Annotated in this window: 21 protein-coding genes; 5 read left to right on the top strand and 16 right to left on the bottom strand. The window is 36.1% G+C overall.

The window, feature by feature from the left end:
- Window positions 1-87: 87 nt before the first annotated feature.
- The 4 genes from ACFSBH_RS14435 to ACFSBH_RS14450 form a co-directional block, all read right to left on the bottom strand.
- Window positions 88-312 (bottom strand): hypothetical protein, encoded by a 225-nt coding sequence (locus ACFSBH_RS14435; protein WP_379598254.1) that lies wholly within the window; start codon window positions 310-312, stop codon window positions 88-90.
- A 343-nt stretch (window positions 313-655) separates the two neighbouring features.
- Entirely contained in the window at window positions 656-1,315 is a 660-nt protein-coding gene (locus ACFSBH_RS14440) for a DUF2642 domain-containing protein (RefSeq protein WP_379598256.1), read from the bottom strand.
- Window positions 1,316-1,362: 47 nt separating this feature from the next.
- A complete protein-coding gene (locus ACFSBH_RS14445; RefSeq protein WP_379598258.1) occupies window positions 1,363-2,193 on the bottom strand; it encodes a hypothetical protein in 831 nt (276 codons plus the stop codon).
- Window positions 2,165-2,395 (bottom strand): hypothetical protein, encoded by a 231-nt coding sequence (locus ACFSBH_RS14450; protein ID WP_251516806.1) that lies wholly within the window; start codon window positions 2,393-2,395, stop codon window positions 2,165-2,167. Before ACFSBH_RS14450 ends, ACFSBH_RS14445 begins: the two co-directional genes overlap by 29 nt.
- On the opposite strand from ACFSBH_RS14450, the gene ACFSBH_RS14455 reads away from it, so the two are divergent.
- Complete coding sequence (locus tag ACFSBH_RS14455) at window positions 2,371-3,714, top strand: arsenic transporter (protein WP_379598285.1); 1,344 nt, start codon at window positions 2,371-2,373, stop codon at window positions 3,712-3,714. The two genes, ACFSBH_RS14450 and ACFSBH_RS14455, sit on opposite strands and share 25 nt — an antisense overlap.
- 326 nt (window positions 3,715-4,040) lie before the next feature.
- On the opposite strand, the gene ACFSBH_RS14460 is transcribed toward ACFSBH_RS14455, so the two are convergent.
- Entirely contained in the window at window positions 4,041-4,706 is a 666-nt protein-coding gene (locus ACFSBH_RS14460) for a GntR family transcriptional regulator (protein ID WP_379598260.1), read from the bottom strand.
- Window positions 4,707-4,949: 243 nt separating this feature from the next.
- Here ACFSBH_RS14460 and ACFSBH_RS14465 point away from each other — a divergent pair, with 243 nt between their 5' ends.
- Both ACFSBH_RS14465 and ACFSBH_RS14470 read left to right on the top strand, forming a co-directional pair.
- On the top strand, window positions 4,950-5,969 hold the full coding sequence (locus ACFSBH_RS14465; RefSeq protein ID WP_379598262.1) for a zinc-binding alcohol dehydrogenase family protein: 1,020 nt from the start codon (window positions 4,950-4,952) through the stop codon (window positions 5,967-5,969).
- A 54-nt stretch (window positions 5,970-6,023) separates the two neighbouring features.
- Complete coding sequence (locus ACFSBH_RS14470; RefSeq protein ID WP_379598264.1) at window positions 6,024-7,376, top strand: gluconate:H+ symporter; 1,353 nt, start codon at window positions 6,024-6,026, stop codon at window positions 7,374-7,376.
- Between the two features lie 148 nt (window positions 7,377-7,524).
- Here the strand turns inward: ACFSBH_RS14470 and ACFSBH_RS14475 are convergent, their stop codons facing one another.
- The 7 genes from ACFSBH_RS14475 to ACFSBH_RS14505 all read right to left on the bottom strand — a co-directional run bounded on the left by ACFSBH_RS14475 (window position 7,525) and on the right by ACFSBH_RS14505 (window position 11,986).
- Window positions 7,525-8,073, bottom strand: coding sequence for a hypothetical protein (locus tag ACFSBH_RS14475; protein ID WP_379598266.1), 549 nt, complete (start codon window positions 8,071-8,073; stop codon window positions 7,525-7,527).
- 34 nt (window positions 8,074-8,107) lie between these two features.
- On the bottom strand, window positions 8,108-8,623 hold the full coding sequence (locus ACFSBH_RS14480) for a hypothetical protein (protein ID WP_379598268.1): 516 nt from the start codon (window positions 8,621-8,623) through the stop codon (window positions 8,108-8,110).
- Between the two features lie 181 nt (window positions 8,624-8,804).
- Window positions 8,805-9,746 carry an STM3941 family protein gene (locus ACFSBH_RS14485; RefSeq protein WP_379598270.1) on the bottom strand — a complete coding sequence of 314 codons (942 nt, stop codon included), beginning with the start codon at window positions 9,744-9,746 and terminating at the stop codon, window positions 8,805-8,807.
- A 143-nt stretch (window positions 9,747-9,889) separates the two neighbouring features.
- Window positions 9,890-10,285 carry a hypothetical protein gene (locus ACFSBH_RS14490; protein ID WP_251517330.1) on the bottom strand — a complete coding sequence of 132 codons (396 nt, stop codon included), beginning with the start codon at window positions 10,283-10,285 and terminating at the stop codon, window positions 9,890-9,892.
- 54 nt (window positions 10,286-10,339) lie between these two features.
- Window positions 10,340-10,855, bottom strand: a complete 516-nt coding sequence (locus ACFSBH_RS14495; protein ID WP_251517328.1) for a hypothetical protein — start codon at window positions 10,853-10,855, stop codon at window positions 10,340-10,342.
- A gap of 63 nt (window positions 10,856-10,918) precedes the next feature.
- Entirely contained in the window at window positions 10,919-11,521 is a 603-nt protein-coding gene (locus tag ACFSBH_RS14500; protein ID WP_251517326.1) for a hypothetical protein, read from the bottom strand.
- Between the two features lie 21 nt (window positions 11,522-11,542).
- Window positions 11,543-11,986 carry a hypothetical protein gene (locus tag ACFSBH_RS14505; RefSeq protein WP_251517325.1) on the bottom strand — a complete coding sequence of 148 codons (444 nt, stop codon included), beginning with the start codon at window positions 11,984-11,986 and terminating at the stop codon, window positions 11,543-11,545.
- Between the two features lie 430 nt (window positions 11,987-12,416).
- Between ACFSBH_RS14505 and ACFSBH_RS14510 the strand changes: the two genes are divergently transcribed.
- A complete protein-coding gene (locus ACFSBH_RS14510) occupies window positions 12,417-12,983 on the top strand; it encodes a GNAT family N-acetyltransferase (RefSeq protein WP_379598273.1) in 567 nt (188 codons plus the stop codon).
- A gap of 100 nt (window positions 12,984-13,083) precedes the next feature.
- Here ACFSBH_RS14510 and ACFSBH_RS14515 read toward each other — a convergent pair whose 3' ends face one another.
- Window positions 13,084-13,896, bottom strand: coding sequence for a lipid II flippase Amj family protein (locus ACFSBH_RS14515; protein WP_379598275.1), 813 nt, complete (start codon window positions 13,894-13,896; stop codon window positions 13,084-13,086).
- A 214-nt stretch (window positions 13,897-14,110) separates the two neighbouring features.
- Between ACFSBH_RS14515 and brnQ the strand changes: the two genes are divergently transcribed.
- On the top strand, window positions 14,111-15,463 hold the full coding sequence (gene brnQ, locus ACFSBH_RS14520) for a branched-chain amino acid transport system II carrier protein (protein ID WP_379598277.1): 1,353 nt from the start codon (window positions 14,111-14,113) through the stop codon (window positions 15,461-15,463).
- A gap of 53 nt (window positions 15,464-15,516) precedes the next feature.
- Here brnQ and ACFSBH_RS14525 read toward each other — a convergent pair whose 3' ends face one another.
- The 3 genes from ACFSBH_RS14525 to ACFSBH_RS14535 all read right to left on the bottom strand — a co-directional run bounded on the left by ACFSBH_RS14525 (window position 15,517) and on the right by ACFSBH_RS14535 (window position 17,956).
- On the bottom strand, window positions 15,517-16,605 hold the full coding sequence (locus ACFSBH_RS14525) for a DUF4179 domain-containing protein (protein ID WP_379598279.1): 1,089 nt from the start codon (window positions 16,603-16,605) through the stop codon (window positions 15,517-15,519).
- A complete protein-coding gene (locus tag ACFSBH_RS14530) occupies window positions 16,589-17,131 on the bottom strand; it encodes a sigma-70 family RNA polymerase sigma factor (protein WP_379598281.1) in 543 nt (180 codons plus the stop codon). The genes ACFSBH_RS14525 and ACFSBH_RS14530 overlap by 17 nt, the downstream gene beginning before the upstream one ends.
- Before the next feature lie 258 nt (window positions 17,132-17,389).
- Entirely contained in the window at window positions 17,390-17,956 is a 567-nt protein-coding gene (locus tag ACFSBH_RS14535) for a DUF6434 domain-containing protein (protein WP_379598283.1), read from the bottom strand.
- Between the last annotated feature and the right edge of the window lie 284 nt (window positions 17,957-18,240).

The following is an 18,240-nucleotide window of genomic DNA, read 5'->3' on the forward strand; positions in this document are numbered from 1 at the left end:
CAATAACGGTAGGGTATTTTGAGAGGGCTGGCAAGCCTTTTCTTTTTGTGCAACCTTCTAACATTTTGGTTGCAATTCTCTTAACTTTTATTTTGCACTAAACACATACCTGCGATTATAAACACCGGTTAACGGATCATGATAAGAAAAGTAACTACTTTTATCATACCAGCTTCCAAAGAGCCATGATACTATGGCATGTACAATAGCAAACATAAAAAATAACGGGGTTAAACCGTCACTCAATACCCCAAAAATAAACGATGTCAATAAAGACATAAATAATAGAACCAACCGACCCTGATACTTCATACCTTCTCTCCTTATTATCGACAGAGGAATGGTCTGTCACCATGTATCTCTTCACCTATGTATGATTTCGTTTCTTCTAAACAGAAAAGAATAAACAAAACTAAATAAATAATTACTTCTTATTGCAGAGCTTAATTAGTTGAAGCTCTAGACTAAAGACTTTTTGACTATTATTATATACCTTAATCGAACAAAAATCCAGCTTACACTGATACCAATCTACTATTCCAAGGATATAAGAATTTCTTCTTTTAAAGTACCAATCAAAGCTTAGCAGCTTTTAATTCTCGAAAGAAATAATAAAAGGTGATGACATTTCCCGTCTTCACCTTTTCCATTTCATTCAACTAAAATGGGCAGTTTTTATATGATTCAAGTTGATTAAGATGACTTCTTCTTTCGCCGTTACCAAATGGATAAATTTCGATTCAATCTTCTTCAATTGTCCGATTCGGAATTCCGACATACCTAAATCAAAAACGACAACTTTACCGATTAATTTGTTCAATTGTACTTCAAACGACCTTGCGATGGAAATGTTGGAGGGGTTAACAGGCAGCATACTATACTCTAAAGCATATGGAGTCATCGAAGTGTGGTATGGTATTATCCATTTCAAGTGGTGAAAAGGGATGTACATAATCTTAAAAACCGGGGAGTAAAAAATGATATAATCGCTTTGTACGCTTGTGACATATCCATGTATCGATTGTTTTCCTGCAACCTTTACTTCTAAAAACAATCCTTTGGCATTTGTTAAGATTGAGCGGACAGATAAAGTGGTTGTATTGAACGGGACAGAATCGGTTTCATTATATTCCTCTTCATCTTCCTGATTGCCCCAAAAATGTTGAATATGCATAAAAGGAATGTATAAATAATCTTTTCCATTAAATAAAACGATAATATCAGACCCAACATCGATTAACTTTCCACGGAGTGTCTCGTTTCCTGATATTTCAATTTTCACTTTCTGATCTAGAAAAGGCCGTAATGTTTCCATACTATACCTCCTTTACAAAATATTTGTTTCCTTTTTAGTCCACTACCCTAACTATGCTGATGCCAGTTTTGTATAATATACAGTACTCGTGTACTTGGATTATTGTAATCTTCATCAGATGATCCATTCCAATTTCTATATCTTCCTTTTGACACCTTGTCTCGTTCATTCTTTGCTCCGTTGTCCCCGAATCCATGAAAATCCAGATATTCTTCAATGTATATATCTTCATCATAAGAATCTGATAGACGATTCTCCATCCAATCAAGAACTTCAAAGTTGGTACCTTTTTTACTTTCCTGTGCCTGAATTCGATTATCTATCACATCTGTTTCCGGATCGACTTCCATTACCTTGTTCGGGTCACTCTGGTGAATTACCAGATCGAACGTTTTTTCCCCATCTTCATTATTCGTTAATTGCGCTTCAGAAGTATTTAGAATCTCTTCATGTACAGATTCGACTTTCTCCACTTCAACTGGATGTTGTTCTTTTATCAATAGGGGGGCCTTAACTTCATCTTGGCTGTCCTCAATTATTATGGAGTCTTGTTGATTCGGTTCAAGTGGATTTTCTTCAGATGGCTTAATATCATTTGTTATAGAATCTAATGGTTTCTTTTCAACTGAGTTATCTTCATGAATGACGGAAGCGACTTTCTCCATTTCTATTTGGTTAACCTCTTTAGTTTTGGATTCAACATGCTCCATCTCTGGTGTTTCTATTATTGATTTTGTTTGCTCCTCCACTTCAGCTGTATTATCCACTTTTTCTGTGTCCTTTTCTGTATTCGTAAGTGAAATCACAAGGTCTTCTTTTGCATCTTGAGAGTCCGGCTGCTCTTCTTCGTTAGATATCATTTCCAAAGTTTCTTGCATGATGACTATAGTCATTTTTCGGTTCCCGGGTTAAGCTCTTGATATGTTGTAGTTTATAATATACAACTCCATCCTCTTCTGTTAAGAGCGTGAAGAAATCATCTTGAACATCTAGAAGCATCCCACTTCTTGACTCTGGTCCGCCACGATCAACTTTAATATGCCTTCCAACCATGGATTTTAAATAGTCTCTCATTTTCAAATGTACCCTCCAATATCTTCTGGAGACCTAAAGGAATGAACGAAGTAGTTCCGGCGAGTATTGGTGCGGGATTAATTCTATTAACAGGTATTGTATCGAAAGCGGACATTCTCGATATTACAAGTAAAATTAGTGGAGCTTCCATAACGATCATCGCAACCATAGTAATGGCAGTCATTCTAGAAAGCTTCGGATTCTTTTACTGGGCTGCAGCTAGACTTACAAATTTAGCGAGAGGTTCAGGGTACCGTCTTTATTGGTATGTTCAACTATTATGCTTTTTGATGACCTTATTATTTAATAACGATGGAAGTATCTTGATTACGACACCGATATTAATTCTACTATTAAGAAACCTTCAACTTACACTACCTCAACAAATTCCCTATTTATTAACGGGGGCTTTAACTGCGACCGCCTCCAGTGCCCCGATTGGTGTTAGTAATATCGTCAACTTGATAGGATTGCAAATTGTAGATATGTCACTTTACATGCAAACTGCAATGATGTTTGTGCCAGCAACATTAGGACTACTATTTATGTCTATGTTGATGTTTATAGTAGTAAAGAACAAGTTGCCGAAAAAATTGCCGGACATAGCTAATGAAATAGAAGAATCATATTTTGATAGGAATTTCCATCCTTTAAAAAGAAAGAAACTTTCAATAGAAACCAATAAAAAACGGACCAAATTCATGCTGAAATTACTTCTATTCGTCTTTATGATACGACTACTCATGTTTGTAGCATCTTATTTCGCCATTCCCATTTGGATCGTGGCTGTATTAGGTTCTATCACGTTGCTGATTTGGCGCTGGCATCATCTGCGTACGAACCCGGTTGATATATTGAAAAAAACACCATGGCATATCTTAATCTTCGCTTTCTCTATGTATGTCATCATTTACGGATTGAACAACGTGGGCTTGACAGCTTTTCTAGTAGAAACACTTAAGCCAATCGTCAATCAAGGGTTGTTTTACGCAAGCTTTGCCATGGGAGGGCTTGTTTCTCTTCTATCAAATATATTCAACAATCATCCTGCCTTGATGGTCGGTACCATCGCCCTTACTGATATGGGACTCGATCCGATTACGTTAAAAACAATCTATCTCGCAAATATTATTGGAAGTGATATTGGGGCCCTATTGCCACCGATTGGTACACTTGCATCGCTCATCTGGATGTATATCCTTAGACAGCATAAAATTAAAATAAAGTGGAAAGATTATTTGAAGGTTTCACTGATTGTAATACCAATATCTACCCTGGTTACCTTGTTCTTCTTGTATTATTGGGTGCAATTCGTATTTTCTTAAGTCTCACTTTAGAGTGCTTTGAAAAAATCCTTACCTTCTCCTAAAATAAATCACCACTGGAAAACGGAGATTCGTTTTTCGTGGTGATATTTTGATGACTCCTAACGATTTCATAGTATAAGAGGTATTTTGTAGGTTATTCACCTAAATAATGAACACCAATAGTTAGCGCTTTCAGTTTTCTCTAGACAAAAATACCATACGTTTTGCAAATTTGAATATATTGACAAACGGATAATCCATCAAAGGCCTGCTCCCTGCCCTGGAGCAGTTTTCATCCAAGACTTATAAAAATGCTGTATAAATCGTGACCGACAGTACAAGTACTAAATCGTTAATTCATCCCAGCGAAGTTTTGCTTCACTTTTAATACTCGTAATATGCTCGGTGATTGCTTCTGAAAAAAGGGTCAAATCATGGTTTTTCATTGCTTCATATAATCTCGCATGGTCCTTATGCCTTTTAATCGTACTTTCAAGCGACGTGGAATGGACAACACGGGATAATGATACGTGCGTGTTCAAAGAAGAAAACAGCTCAAGTATTTTTTTATTGCCTGTCCATTCAATCAACGTGGAATGGAACTGCATATCTAGTTTGTTGTAAGCATCAAAACGGAATGGTGAGGTCTCTAATATGTCGTCCATTTCTCGAACCATATTTCCCCAATCTTCCACTTGCTGTGGCGAGATCGTATCAATCATCTGCTTTCCAGCCCATTCTTCAATCATTAATCTCGCATCAAGTATCTCATTGAATTCAGTGAAATCCAGTTCTGTGACATAGGTACCTTTACGTGGTATGATTTCAATTAACCCATCATGTACCAATTCGTCCACTGCACTCTTGACTGGTGATCGGCTTACCCCAAATTCTTCTGCCAATTTATAGATATCGAGCTTATCCCCAGCCATAAATTCCCCTGCAACGATTTTCTCCCGCAGTACCTCATAAACTTGTTTCGTTAAGAGAGAAGTCTCAATTCTAGCCATGTCAGCTCCCCCTTGATTTAGTAATTTCGTGCTATGATATTTTAATTATATAATGCTTTTTGTGAAAAAGTAAACGCATTCTTTTTTCCTGAAAATCTATTGACTCTCATTTATAAATATTGTATCGTATTACTCATGACATGTGAAATGTTACATGTTAGCTGATGAATATAATCTAGTAATGCATTTTCTTGTCCATATATGAAAAGGATTACAATTCGATGAAAACAGGAAGGAATATTCATGAAAGCAATTCGTATACCAGAAGCTAATGTTATAGAAACATTGGAAGTAGAAGAACCGCAATTGGAATCTGCCGGCGAAGTAAAAGTAAAGATTAAACGAGTAGGGATTTGTGGTTCAGACATGCATATATATCACGGAACAAATCCGCTTGCTACTTATCCGAGAATTGTCGGACATGAAGTTGCTGGTGAAATTATTGAAATCGGTTCCGATGTAACCCGTGTGAAGGTCGGCGATCATGTCGTCATCGAACCAATCACTTATTGCGGCGAATGTTACGCATGTAAAAGCGGACGACCAAACGTGTGTAAAGAAGTCTCTGTTTTCGGTGTCCATGAAGATGGCGGAATGAGAGAATTCGTTACACTTCCTGAAAAACAAGTCCACCCGATTGATCCTGAAATTGACTGGGATGAAGCAGTAATGGCCGAGCCATACACAATCGGTGCCCAAGCAACTTGGAGAGGCGACGTGCAAGAAGGACAAACTGTTTTCATCCAAGGCGCAGGTCCAATTGGAATTACCGTATTAAAAATGGCTAAAATCCGTGGAGCAAAGGTTATCATCTCTGATTTCACGAATGAACGTCTTGAATTTGCAAAAGCAAACGGAGCAGATTATACAATCAATCCACAAGAAGAAGATATAAAAACCAGAATAAATGAAATCACGAATGATGAAGGAGCCAATGTTGTCATTGATGCAGTCGGTGTGCCGCAAACATTTGAATTGGCGGTAGAAGTAGCATCTCCTGCAGGGAATGTCGTAACTCTAGGATTTAATGAAACCCCTTCATCTATTGCCATGATGCATATTACGAAGAAAGAATTGACGATTGCTGGTTCCAGATTGCAAACAAACCAGTTTGGTAAAATTGTAGAATTACTCAATTCAAAGCAACTAACGCATAACGGACTGGTGACACACCGTTTCCATATTGATCAAGTTCAAGAAGCATTTGATTTTATAGAAAAGAATCCAGATAAAGTAAGAAAAGCAGTTATTGAATTCGAATAAAAACTCATATTTAGAAGATCTAAATTCAGAGGGATACAGAGGGAGAGAGTTTAAATGCCATTGCTGATTGTCGCACTCGGCGTAGTCTTACTATTAATTTTAATTATGAAATTTAATGTGAATACATTTATTTCATTAGTTGTCGTTTCGTTTCTAGTCGCACTAGCTTTAGGAATGCCGATAAATGAAATTGTCGGTTCTATTGAATCCGGAATGGGTGGAACATTAGGCGGAATTGCTTTAATCTTCGGTTTGGGAGCAATCCTTGGTAAATTGATTGCAGACGCTGGAGGAGCACAGCGAATCGCCATGACATTGATTGAAAAATTCGGAGAGAAACGAATTCAATGGGCGGTTGTTACTGCTGGTTTCGTTCTCGGTATTGCCCTATTCTTTGAAGTTGGACTAGTATTATTGATTCCAATCATTTATCAGATTTCTAAACAGTTGAGAATTCAATTCTTATGGTTAGGTTTACCGATGGCGACCGCGTTATCAGTTACACACGCATTCTTACCGCCACACCCAGGACCAACGGTTATTGCTCAAGAATTTGGAGCAAACGTAGGGATGGTACTCGTTTATGGTTTTATCATTGCTATTCCAACGACGATTATCGCAGGTCCCCTATTTGCGAAGTTTGCTAAGAAAATGGTTCCAAGTGCTTTTGAGAAACAACCTACAGGAAGTATGGCTTCCATCGGTGAAGCGAAACAGTATAAGTTGGAAGATACACCTGGATTCGGGATTAGTGCATTTACCGCTTTATTCCCGGTTATCTTAATGGGTGTTGCAACAATTATTACTTTATTGCAAGATGCGTTAGGTATTTCAAGCAACTTATTCTTCGATATTGTTGGAATGATCGGAGCTCCAACAACGGTTATGTTAATATCAGTTCTACTTGCTATCTATACAATGGGTATCGCAAGAAAGATCCCAATGACGGACTTGATGAAATCTGCAGAAAATGCAGTTGCTGCAATTGGTATGATGCTACTAATTCTTGGTGCTGGTGGAGCGTTAAAACAAGTATTAATTGATGGTGGTGTTGGAGATTATGTTGCACAAATCTTTGAAGGCAGCACAATTTCCCCACTAATTCTAGCTTGGTTGATCGCAGCATTAATTAGACTTGCTCAAGGTTCTGCAACCGTTGCAGCCCTTACAACAGCAGGATTAGTTATGCCACTGATTGCCGGAAGTGATGTTAACCTTGAACTATTAGTACTCGCAACAGGTGCAGGAAGTATCATTGCATCCCACGTAAACGACACAGGTTTCTGGATTGTTAAAGAATCATTTGGTTTAACCATGAAAGAAACATTCGCAACATGGACAGTTCTTGAAACATTGATTTCTATTTGTGGACTTGTGTTTGTATTGGCTTTGAGCTTGTTTGTATAAGTTGTATGAAGATAGCCCGGACAGATTTTGCTGTTCGGGTTTTCCTATGGATATTTTTGAATGAATATGTAATAGTATTGGAACATAAGATTGCTTTGAAAGGCAGACTTAGGAATGCTATCTTTCCAGTGGGAATAACTTTATAAAATCATAAATCAATCTCCTTCCGTTGAAATTTTTTAAATATCACATTACGTGTAAAAGGTCTAGTTAATAAAATAATATAAATTGGTACTAGCCCTAAACCAAAAACAATCAAAGGCTCAATTTGGCGAATCATTACGAAAAGCACTAAACCAATAAGAGACAAGAACAAACATAATCCTAATCCGAGAATTAATTCTCTACGAAGTTGTTTTCTTCCCATGTCTGCAATGTGTTTCATATTATCTTTATTATAAAATTCATGATGCTCCATACGTTGAAAATAAAATTGATTCATTAGTACTTTTGAAATAACGAAGCAACTTATCAATAATACTACAAATAGAAATAAATCTAATAAAGGATTCCTATAGTGCTGATAGATTCCGTTCAGCATTTTAGAACCATAGAGAAATAAAAAGAATAGCCCCATATAGGTTAACGATGAACCTAACTTTCGGTGCGAAAATCTGTATAGCTTATTTTGCTCTGTATCATAAACAATTGTATAAATTTCTTTCTCTCTATAAATTGGGATTAAATTCTTTTGCACTTTTTCACCCCTCATTCATTGAATACAACAAAGTTTATATGTATAACTTAATCCTCTCTAATGGTAAGCGGCATAAATATACTATAAAAAATATCATTGAAAAAAACATAAATATTAAAAAAACAATATTCTTAAATACAAAAAATAAATATACTAAAAGAAGTACAATGCAAAAACTGATTAATGCAATAGATACTTCTAATTTGAATACTTTCTCTCCTCGTTCTATATAATCCTTTACCTCTGCTTCTGTAAAATAAATTTCCCTTAATTCTTCATAAACGAATTTTTTATAGAATAGCATTCCAGAGACTATCCCAATACCCACAAGACATAGAATAAATAGGATAACCATTAGATTGGAGATAGAGGGCGATATATCTTTTATGCCTCTTAATAGGGCTAAAATAGGAAAAAAAGCAATCCAAAAGTATTTCTGACTGAGTTCTTTTTGATACGCCTTGTATGTGCGATTAGTTTGCTTATCGATAAAAATCGTGAAATTTTGGCGTTCTTTAAAATTCTGCGTATAGATGGGGATCAACTTCATTTTTCTTTACCTCCATTCTTTTGTACAGAAAAACCGTTCTAAACTTTATCATACTGATTGAAATGAAAAGAAGCACTAATTCATGCTTCTTTTTTAGGGTTATAGATAATGGTTGAATGGCCCTTAATTATAACCATCTATATTCCTTCAATAGATAGTTAGTTTTCAACCCTAGTGTTTCCTACCGCTTAATTCGAATTACGACCATACGTATCAACAAAAACAATATTCCAAAGGGAGCAATTAAAAAACTTACATGGAATAGAATAAAATCAAACATATATAATAATTGTTTGAAATAATAAGTAACACCTTTCTGCTTTTCTATTTTATGTCTAAACTTAAACCCAAATAACCAATCAATTAACACTTTGGCAAAAGGATAAATAATGAAGTTAAATATAATATAAGATAAATAATTATTATTTCTACCAAGCAGTAAATAGAAAAATATAAACGAAAGGGCAAATATCATGAAGCCATGACTATACGATTTTAAAAAATATGAACGATTGATGGATCGCTCGACCTCTGGAGTTGGATTATATTTTTCCAATAAATCCACTTCTTTATGATGTTTTTGCGCAGTTTCAATAAAAGTAGATTCAATACTTATTTTTTGTTGAATAATAAAATCTAACGCCCCTAAAAGTGCAGAACGTTCTTTTTTCCGAATAGCATTTAAGCCAATAGTAAATAAAGAAAATCCAGTTACTCGATTCATAAATAATCTAATTTTATTATGTAAGGACAATTGAGCAAAATAATCATCTTCTTCATATAAAACAATCTCCAATATTTTTTGAAATGAAACTTCAGATATCTTTATATTTTCTATATCACTAAAATAAATTGTTACTTCACTTTTCGTAAACGGATCTAACTGAATATATTCCTCTGTGATGATGATATATGGATAGCCTCGGAACATCTTCAATATATTTGCACCAGCAAAAAAACTTAACATAACAATAGTAAACAATATCAAAAAGAAAATTAGTATAGATTCTATATAAGCAACATATATCAAGAAAGTTCCCATAGCGACAAATAATAATGAGAAAATAATTCCAAGAAAAAGTTTGCCTTTCGAATGGTAAAATTCTATTTTATCATGTATCAATATAAAGTCCCCTCACACTATAAACATTGTTTGTTGTTTAAAATTTTTATACAATGGAATGGCCAAGATGGGAACAATTCAACTTATGCTAATCCATCAGCACTTACAGTGTTATATTCCCTGTTCGCACCTCCAATATCTTTTCACATTAGATTGTGTAAATTCTTCATTCCAGATGTGAAAACAATTTGTACACCAGCAATCATATATAACAATCCAACTCCTAATACCGGTAACGCAGGGAAACCTAAGAAAATCAATATAATACCAAGTCCCTTTGCCGGCTTGACAACAGCTCGTTTACTGATAAATAGGCCTGCTATACCTAAAACAATCAGATAAAATAAGATACCCAACCAGAATAGAAAAGCTGAAGGGTGACTGGCGATTTCCCATATCCTTCCGATAGTTTGTTCTCCATTGATAGTGATCGTTACAGGTGTCACTATACTGATCAAAATCAAGACGGCTGCGATACTTAAACAAATGATTCCGCCGATTTTTGATAACAATCTTCCCATCCATATATTTTTATCCATCTTCACGATCCCCTTTTTGACTCCGAATTTACTCCTATATTCTACTGCCCCTCATCATCTTTCAGATGACCTACGACCACTCTCCACATACTTCGATTCCTCATTTTTCTGGAATATGCCTGCTTCTTGGAAAATTTTCCTGAAATGAACCGTCATCATCACCAGGCTCGCAGCAAATAGTACGTACCCCACTCCTACTAAATAAGGTGCAACCGTATAAAATATAGGAAGGTGAACATTATCTGTGATGAGTCTATCAATATAATCATATTGATAGATTTGGAAATAAATAAGCCCGGTCCCTCCGAAATACATCACCATCATCAACAAAATATAAGGGATTTTCGAATGGGTATTTTTCTCAAAATCAATCGCGGCTTTCACGAATATATTATTAGACCCCTGCACCTTTCTTTTCTTTCCGATTGCAATGATCCTCAGAAATAGATTGGGGATAAATATGAGCATCATAACGAAGATGGAAATGTATCCAATCGGTAGGTTATAGAGGCTGATTCCGTTAATGATGAGACTTAAAAAGGCAGTAAGTAATACATATCTTGCTTTCATCCTGGTCCTCCATTTCAATTCATAGAAAAAATCCACTTGCTCTGTAAGGATTTACATTGTCTACTATTCTACCGTTTCAAAGTTGAAATTGTTAATCTCCATTACAAGATTTTCCTGACTTATTGTTTTCATCACATCAATTTGTTCTTGTGAAGTGACCGGAAGGAAGATAGGTAATGCTGTATTGTTTTCCATCACACCTACAGATTCCTCATCCAATGTGACCGGGAAGTTCTCCCAGACCATATCGCCTTCTGTACTACCCAGAGTGATGTCGAACGTTATATTTTTCACCGGAGTCCCTATTCGATTCACTCCTAAGAACAGCATTTGCTGATTCCCATTATCATCCACCATCATGGAAACAGATAGCATGGAGAAGTCATTCGGTGCACCGAACTTGATATTTTCATTAACGAATTCATTCAGTTGCTGATAGGTTTCATTATTTTCAATGGTGACACCTGACTCTGCATCCACTTTTGTCACCTGTAATTGTAAATCTTCTACTTCTGACTGAGCCCCATCGGGTTGCCCATTGCTTTTTTCTGTTTGAGTTGGGGTCTCTTCTATCTGTCTACTGTCGGATTCAACCTCCGTATTCCCACCACTGCATGCGGATAAGAATAAAAGTCCCATCATTAGAATGCCAATTATGTTCTTCATACTTCTCTCTCCTAAGCTTCATTATTTATTTATGAAATAATGATATAAAATTTGATCTAGCGTTCCTTTTTGCACTTTTCCTTCCGCGAAGGTTTTCACTTTAAAGAATACGAACAGCCCGACGAAATATATGATTGGTATCATAAACAGAATACAACTGACACGATTCATGACTACCAGTCTCCGCAGTTTTTCATCAGTAATATCCTTTTGCTTCGTTTCCTTTAAAAAAGCCAAACAGGAAAACCAGGTAATCAGGTAAAATACGAGAATAATTGAAAAGCCGATACTTGCTCCAATTTTCAATACCCGGATGGAGCCTTCATATGTATCTTGCAGAAGAACTGCCGTTAAACCAGTAATCACAACCGTAAGTGCAAAAACGATCGGAATGATGATACCTAAACGGACAGCCTTTCTGGAAGATGATATCAATAAATACCATACTTTGCTTTCATCTGTCATCTTACCTGCTCCTTCATTGTTGGTTCCTTATCTGTTTTTATTATTAGCATCTTTTAAACTTATTTACAATATTACCCAGTAAATTAATAGAATACAAATATAAAAGTTAACCTAGTACAGAGCCACATCACAAACTGGCGGGCTTATCATAACGATTTTAATTGCTGCCTTATTCTACTGGAAAGGCAATAAAAACCGCAGAGAAAACATTGAGGTTGATGTTGAAGTTTCGTATGATAAGACGTCCTAAAATAAATGATAGGCTGGATCTGAGGTTAGGTCCAGCTTTTTTCCTATGCTGCTTGTTAAAAGATTGCCCGGAAGTCTCAAGTTTCCCCGATTAAGAAAATGATTTTTATAAGTACTGTATAAATCGAAGCTATTGATTTATAATAAACGCAATCCTGAAATAAGTTATGGAGGTTTTGCCGTGGAATGGTATGAAAAGTTGAAGAGATATTTTCCAGTAGAAGAGATGAAGTCCAGAGAGCATATGGAACTCCTATTAGATGACAAAGGTGAAGTATATCATAAGGATGAAAGTAAGAACCATGTCATGCTTTATGCCGAATTTGATACATTTATTTTTATTGATTACTTGTGGGTATCCAGTGAATCAAGAGGTCAGGGAATTGGCCATCAACTCATCGAAAAACTGAAAAAGAAGAACAAGCCGATTATCTTAGAAGTTGAACCGGTCAATTATGAAGATACAGATACGGAAAAGAGATTGCGTTTCTACTCAAGGGAAAATTTCAAACATGCCGACTCGATCATCTACCGCAATCGTTCCTTTCAAACCGACGAAGATGCACCATTAGAGATTCTATACTGGTCACCGAATGATGAATCAGAAGCATTAATCTATGAACAGATGAAAACAATCTATGAGGAAATACATACGTACAAAGCGAAAGAAATATATGGTAAGAAAATTGATCCGGTGGAACGTGCTTTGGAGTATAAGGAAGCTGATGATGAAGAAATTGAAGCATAACTAGTTAATAGTAAATAAAAGTAATCCCTCATCTGACTAAATGATGAGGGATTACTTTTACTGGTGAGATAGATGGTTTTGGCCATATAAATTAATAAAATCAAAAAAACGTCGTAAACCACGCAATATATTTAGCTCCTGGAATAAACAATAATTGTGCAAGAATCGTTCCGCATAATCTTGATAAAACCATCATAATGGAAATGCTTTTTAATGATAAATAACTACCTCTATCATTCACAACATCATCTGCGATTACAGATACCTTTGGATCAACAAAGATAACTAATAATATCGTTGCAAGACCATTTATCAGCCCCGATGCCATTGTTGCCGTCATTCCTCTTTCAGGCACTAATAATGCTGCATATAATGCAGATAGTACACCTATTGTATAGATTGCAGTAATAATCATATTCACAAAAAACAATCTTATGGGGATATCTTTTATTTTTGTGTTTCTTAAGTACGAGAATTTAGGGAGACTAAAATGGGTCAACCCTCGCTTGATGTAATGTAATGAAAAAATTCTCTTGAACAAAGACGGTACGGAACCCTTCTCTTCCGACAAATGAATGATCGCCCTTGAAAACAGTGCGACAAAAGTTGGGAGAAGCAGTATTCCAAAAATTGTTCCTACGGTTGAAGCCCCTATCAGAAAACGATATTGCGCTTCAACAAACTCTAAAGCATTACTTTCGGGAGCGGTATCAACTAAATTACCAGTAACCGGTTGATGCATCATATTCGCCAATCGCGAAACAATCACCATAACATTAAACAATGATAAAGCAGAAGCAATCATCTTTACCCTTGCACCAGACAGTCTCACAGCATAAGCGAGCGTTTCAATCGAATGAATGATAAATATAAATAAAGCGATAAATATTAGTTTTTCAGTGATGAATTCCATATGCCACCTTCTCTTTGCTCCTGTTTAGATGATATTCTACCATAATATTCCTTACTTTGAATTAATATCGAAGTAATAAAGACAGGCCAAAACTATTCATAGATAACTTCCACTAGAGTGAAAGATTTTACTATTTTTATAATGATTTTTGCTATAGCTAACTCGCGAAGATGGTGATAGAATAGATAAAATTCATCTAGAAGGGAACATAATTATGCAGCAAAAAATATCATTCTCTACTTATGCCATCATTGGCACTATGCTTTTCGGTATGTTCTTTGGTGCCGGAAATCTTATTTTTCCGATTCAAATGGGACAACTTGCTGGAACCAATTTTTGGCCAGCTTTAATCGGATTCCTCATAACCGCAATCGGGCTGCCAATCATCGGCATTTTAGCATTTGGTTTATCTGGAAGTAGTGGATTACGCGATTTGGCAAGTAGAGTCCATCCACTATTTGGAATTGTGTTCTCCATAGCTCTTTACTTGACGATTGGGCCATTCTTTGCCATCCCAAGAACAGCAACAGTCCCTTTCGTCGTTGGGTTTGAACCATATATCAATCCAGCACATACAGGTTTATATCTGGGGCTTTTCAGCTTTATATTTTTTGCAATCGTCTACTACTTTTCTTTAAATCCAGCAAAGATTATGGACTATATCGGCAAATATTTAACTCCGGCATTCTTACTGTTTTTATCGGTCATCATTCTTATTGCCATCATCAAACCAATGGGTGCATTCGGTCAGCCAACTGGTGATTATAGTAATCTAGCGTTTATCACTGGATTTAAAGAGGGTTATAACACGATGGATGCCCTGGCATCACTCGCATTCGGTATCGTTGTCATCCACGCAATTAAGAGACAAGGCATCACGGATTCCAAGGACATTGCGAAAGCGACGTTAAAATCAGGAATCTTTGCCATGATTCTTATGATGCTGATATACGGTCTCATCACTTATATGGGGGCATCAAGCGTGTCTGCTATAGGAACTTATGAAAATGGCGGGTTGATCTTTGCCGCAGTGGCTCAGCATTATTTCGGTTCCTATGGAAATATTTTACTGGCAATCATTATTGTATTAGCTTGTTTAAAAACGAGTATCGGACTGATTACGGCTTGTAGTGAATTCTTCAATCGGGTCTTCCCTAGAGTCAGCTATAAATGGTTTGTATTCATTCTTTGTCTGATGTCATTTATCATTGCAAACTTCGGTCTGACCAACATTATTCAATTTGCGATTCCTGTTTTGATGTTATTATATCCGATAGCAATTATACTGATTTTACTAACGCTTTGTTCATTATTCTTTAGCCATAAGCAAAGTGTTTACGCAGCGGCCATCTTCTTGACTTTCTGTGTCAGCTTCTTTGATGGCTATAGCGCGTTAGTGGATAGCTTGCCAGGCGCATCTTTCGCTATGTTTGAATCGGTTAAATTATTCTATATGGACTATTTACCACTTTATGATATTGGACTTGGCTGGATTGCACCCGCACTACTTGGTGTGTTAATCGGATTGTTCTTGCCACAAAATGTTAAAAAAACTGTTGTCTCCTAATGTCAAAACCAGCTTAGGTTATTCCTGAGCTGGTTTTCTTAATTTCTATGAATTCATTGAGGTATTTCCACTTTAAATGATTCAAATTCTACTGGCTTTAACAAATCCCCTTTAAACTCCAACTCTCTGACTTTACCGTCTTCACCCAATTCCACTCCGCCTCCATCTGTCGCAAGTCTTAGATAAGGAGTGATGGTTAGTTCAGTCACAGTTGAATCGACGGGATCGTGTCGCTTTCTACTCGTAAACACTAATCTATCTTCTATCCTGTGACCAGATACCCCACCAGAATGATTCGTAATTTCATTTCCATTTTGGTCAACTACAACAAATTCTATATCACCTGCCCGACTTAATTCAAAGTCCTTTGCTGCTTCAGAACTCTCAAAAGAGATACCGATACCCGTTTCACTTAATGTTAGTTCTGTTACAGTGAGGTCAATACCGTCAACATGTTGTGTATGCTGTACAGGAATTTTTTTGATGTCTGTAATTTGTTTTATTGGAGTAGAGAAATACCATGTTTCTCCCTTCTCTCCATGCAGAATTAATCCGAGTTCAAACTCATCCGGCATTTCCTCGCTTACGTCCATCCCTTGAATGGCAGTCCGAGTTGTAGATGATTGTATATCTTCCCCATAGTAACCTGAAGATCCTCCCATAGGTAATTCACCATTAATCGTAATATCTGCACCAGCACCAAAATAGAATTCTCCCAAGTCTTTTTCTGATTCGATGATATAACTTATCGTAATATTATTATTGTCATACAAAATTTCATCCACGGTCACAGATATTCCATTGATCGTCTGTGTCTCCCCAACTTCACTTGTTAATCCTTTTTCATGAGCTTGTCGTAAACCAATTAAGTCGGAATCTCCGAAAACAGAGCCAATGAATGGGATCCTGGATAAGCTGTTTGCCAAGGCAGGAGAATAGGAAGAAAAAACTAGCAATATAACAAATATAGCTGCTACGCTACCTAAACCATATAGTACTCTTCGTTTTCTACTCTTACTTTTTCTATTATGTGAACCATCTTTCTTTTTCACCACTTGTGCCTCGGCTTGAGCAATACCTGCTTGAATCGCTGAGCGAACATCATCTTTTGGAAAATCTGACGGATCATGTGATTTTCTCATTTAATTGATAACTCCTTTCTAACTCCCTTTTCAACTTTTTCTTGGCTCTGTACAGGTAAGTTTTAATCGTACCGATAGGCTTTTCCATCACCTCGGAAATATCCTGAATCGACAAATCGTGATAGTAAAATAGAATGATGGATGTTTGATAGGATGAATTAAGTTTGGATAATGCCTCACTCAAATGAAATGATTCAATTTCTTTGTCCTGCTTACTTTCTAATCTTCTTAATAATTCGTTTTCCTCATAAGGAATGATTTGTTCCCGCTTTTTCAGTAATCTATAGCACTCCCGAATAAGAATGCGAAATAACCAAGTTGAAAAATATTCTGGGTTTCGTAACTGACCAATAGAAAGGAATGCATTGCATGCTGTTTCTTGAATCACATCTAAAGCATCTTCTTTCTTCCCGACATACGAAAGAGCTTTATAATACAACATTTTTTCTTCTTTAAAAAGCAGTTCCTCGAAGGATGCAGCATCTCCATTCATGGCCCTCTTCACTGTATGTATATCATGTTTCACCTTAGTTTCCCCTCCCCTCACTAATTAGAGTAAACTGGGCATACGAAAAGTTTCAATTCCATCAAATTATTTTCAATTCCATAAAAATAGCATGTTATGATTGAAATCAAAACACGCTAATATCATTTATTCCATACTTGCATATCAAATTTAACTAGCACCTGTTAATTGAATTCCCCTTTCACAATTAACTAACTTTCTTCTTTTAGGTTAATTATCTATTCAACCAAGAAGTTTAATCTGGGAGAATTTAAATTTTTATTCGGAGACGTATTGATTACTTCCTGGAAGTTTTTTTATTTTATTCCAAGCTTTAATTGCTTCATCACGTTTTTTCCCTTGATTCTTTGGATCAGCAAAAAAATCACGAATGAATTGATTATATTCAAATTGAGGTGCGATGACTTTTTCATATGCGGGGTCTTTTTTTCGTTCTTCTTCCTCATACCAAGCATTTAGAGCATCACGATATGTTTTTCCGATATTATTTTTAAAGTAGTTTTGGATATAAGTAGAAAAGTGAAATTTCGGGATAACTGTTTTGAAGAATGCTCTTACATCTTGACTACAACGATGATTTTCTGTAATAACCGTTTCAAGACTTAATTCTGAATCGGTATCTATCTTTTTATTTACTTTTCGGTTTCTATTTGGCTTTACTATCTCACCTGTCAGAAGATAGGTTTTAATCCGATCAAAGAGTTCCGTCTTTGAACCAGTAGTACTCAACCCATTATTCCTACAAAATGTTTGTAATTCTTTCTTTAGCCAATAATACTCATCGAAGTCTTTCATGCTAATGTCTTTTGTTAGATTGGGTCTCATATCCCACACCCCCTCGTTCTTAAGACAACAATAGAACAAACATTCCTATTAGTCAATATGATACTCCGTAAATTCCTTTTTCCCAATTACACTTAATCTCTCCTCAGTAAAAAAGATCGTCGTATTGACAATCTTCTTGTGTTAACCCATTCTCTCACCCTTCTTTTCGGTTGGTATAGGGTAAACCCGTAATCAAACAACGCATACAAAAATGAAGCACCTCTTGCTAAGATAGAAATATCAATTGAAGGAGGTGCTTTTCTATGCCACATGAAGAACTAATC

It is taken from the genome of Oceanobacillus luteolus (assembly GCF_042678205.1).
GTDB lineage: Bacteria > Bacillota > Bacilli > Bacillales > Amphibacillaceae > Oceanobacillus > Oceanobacillus luteolus.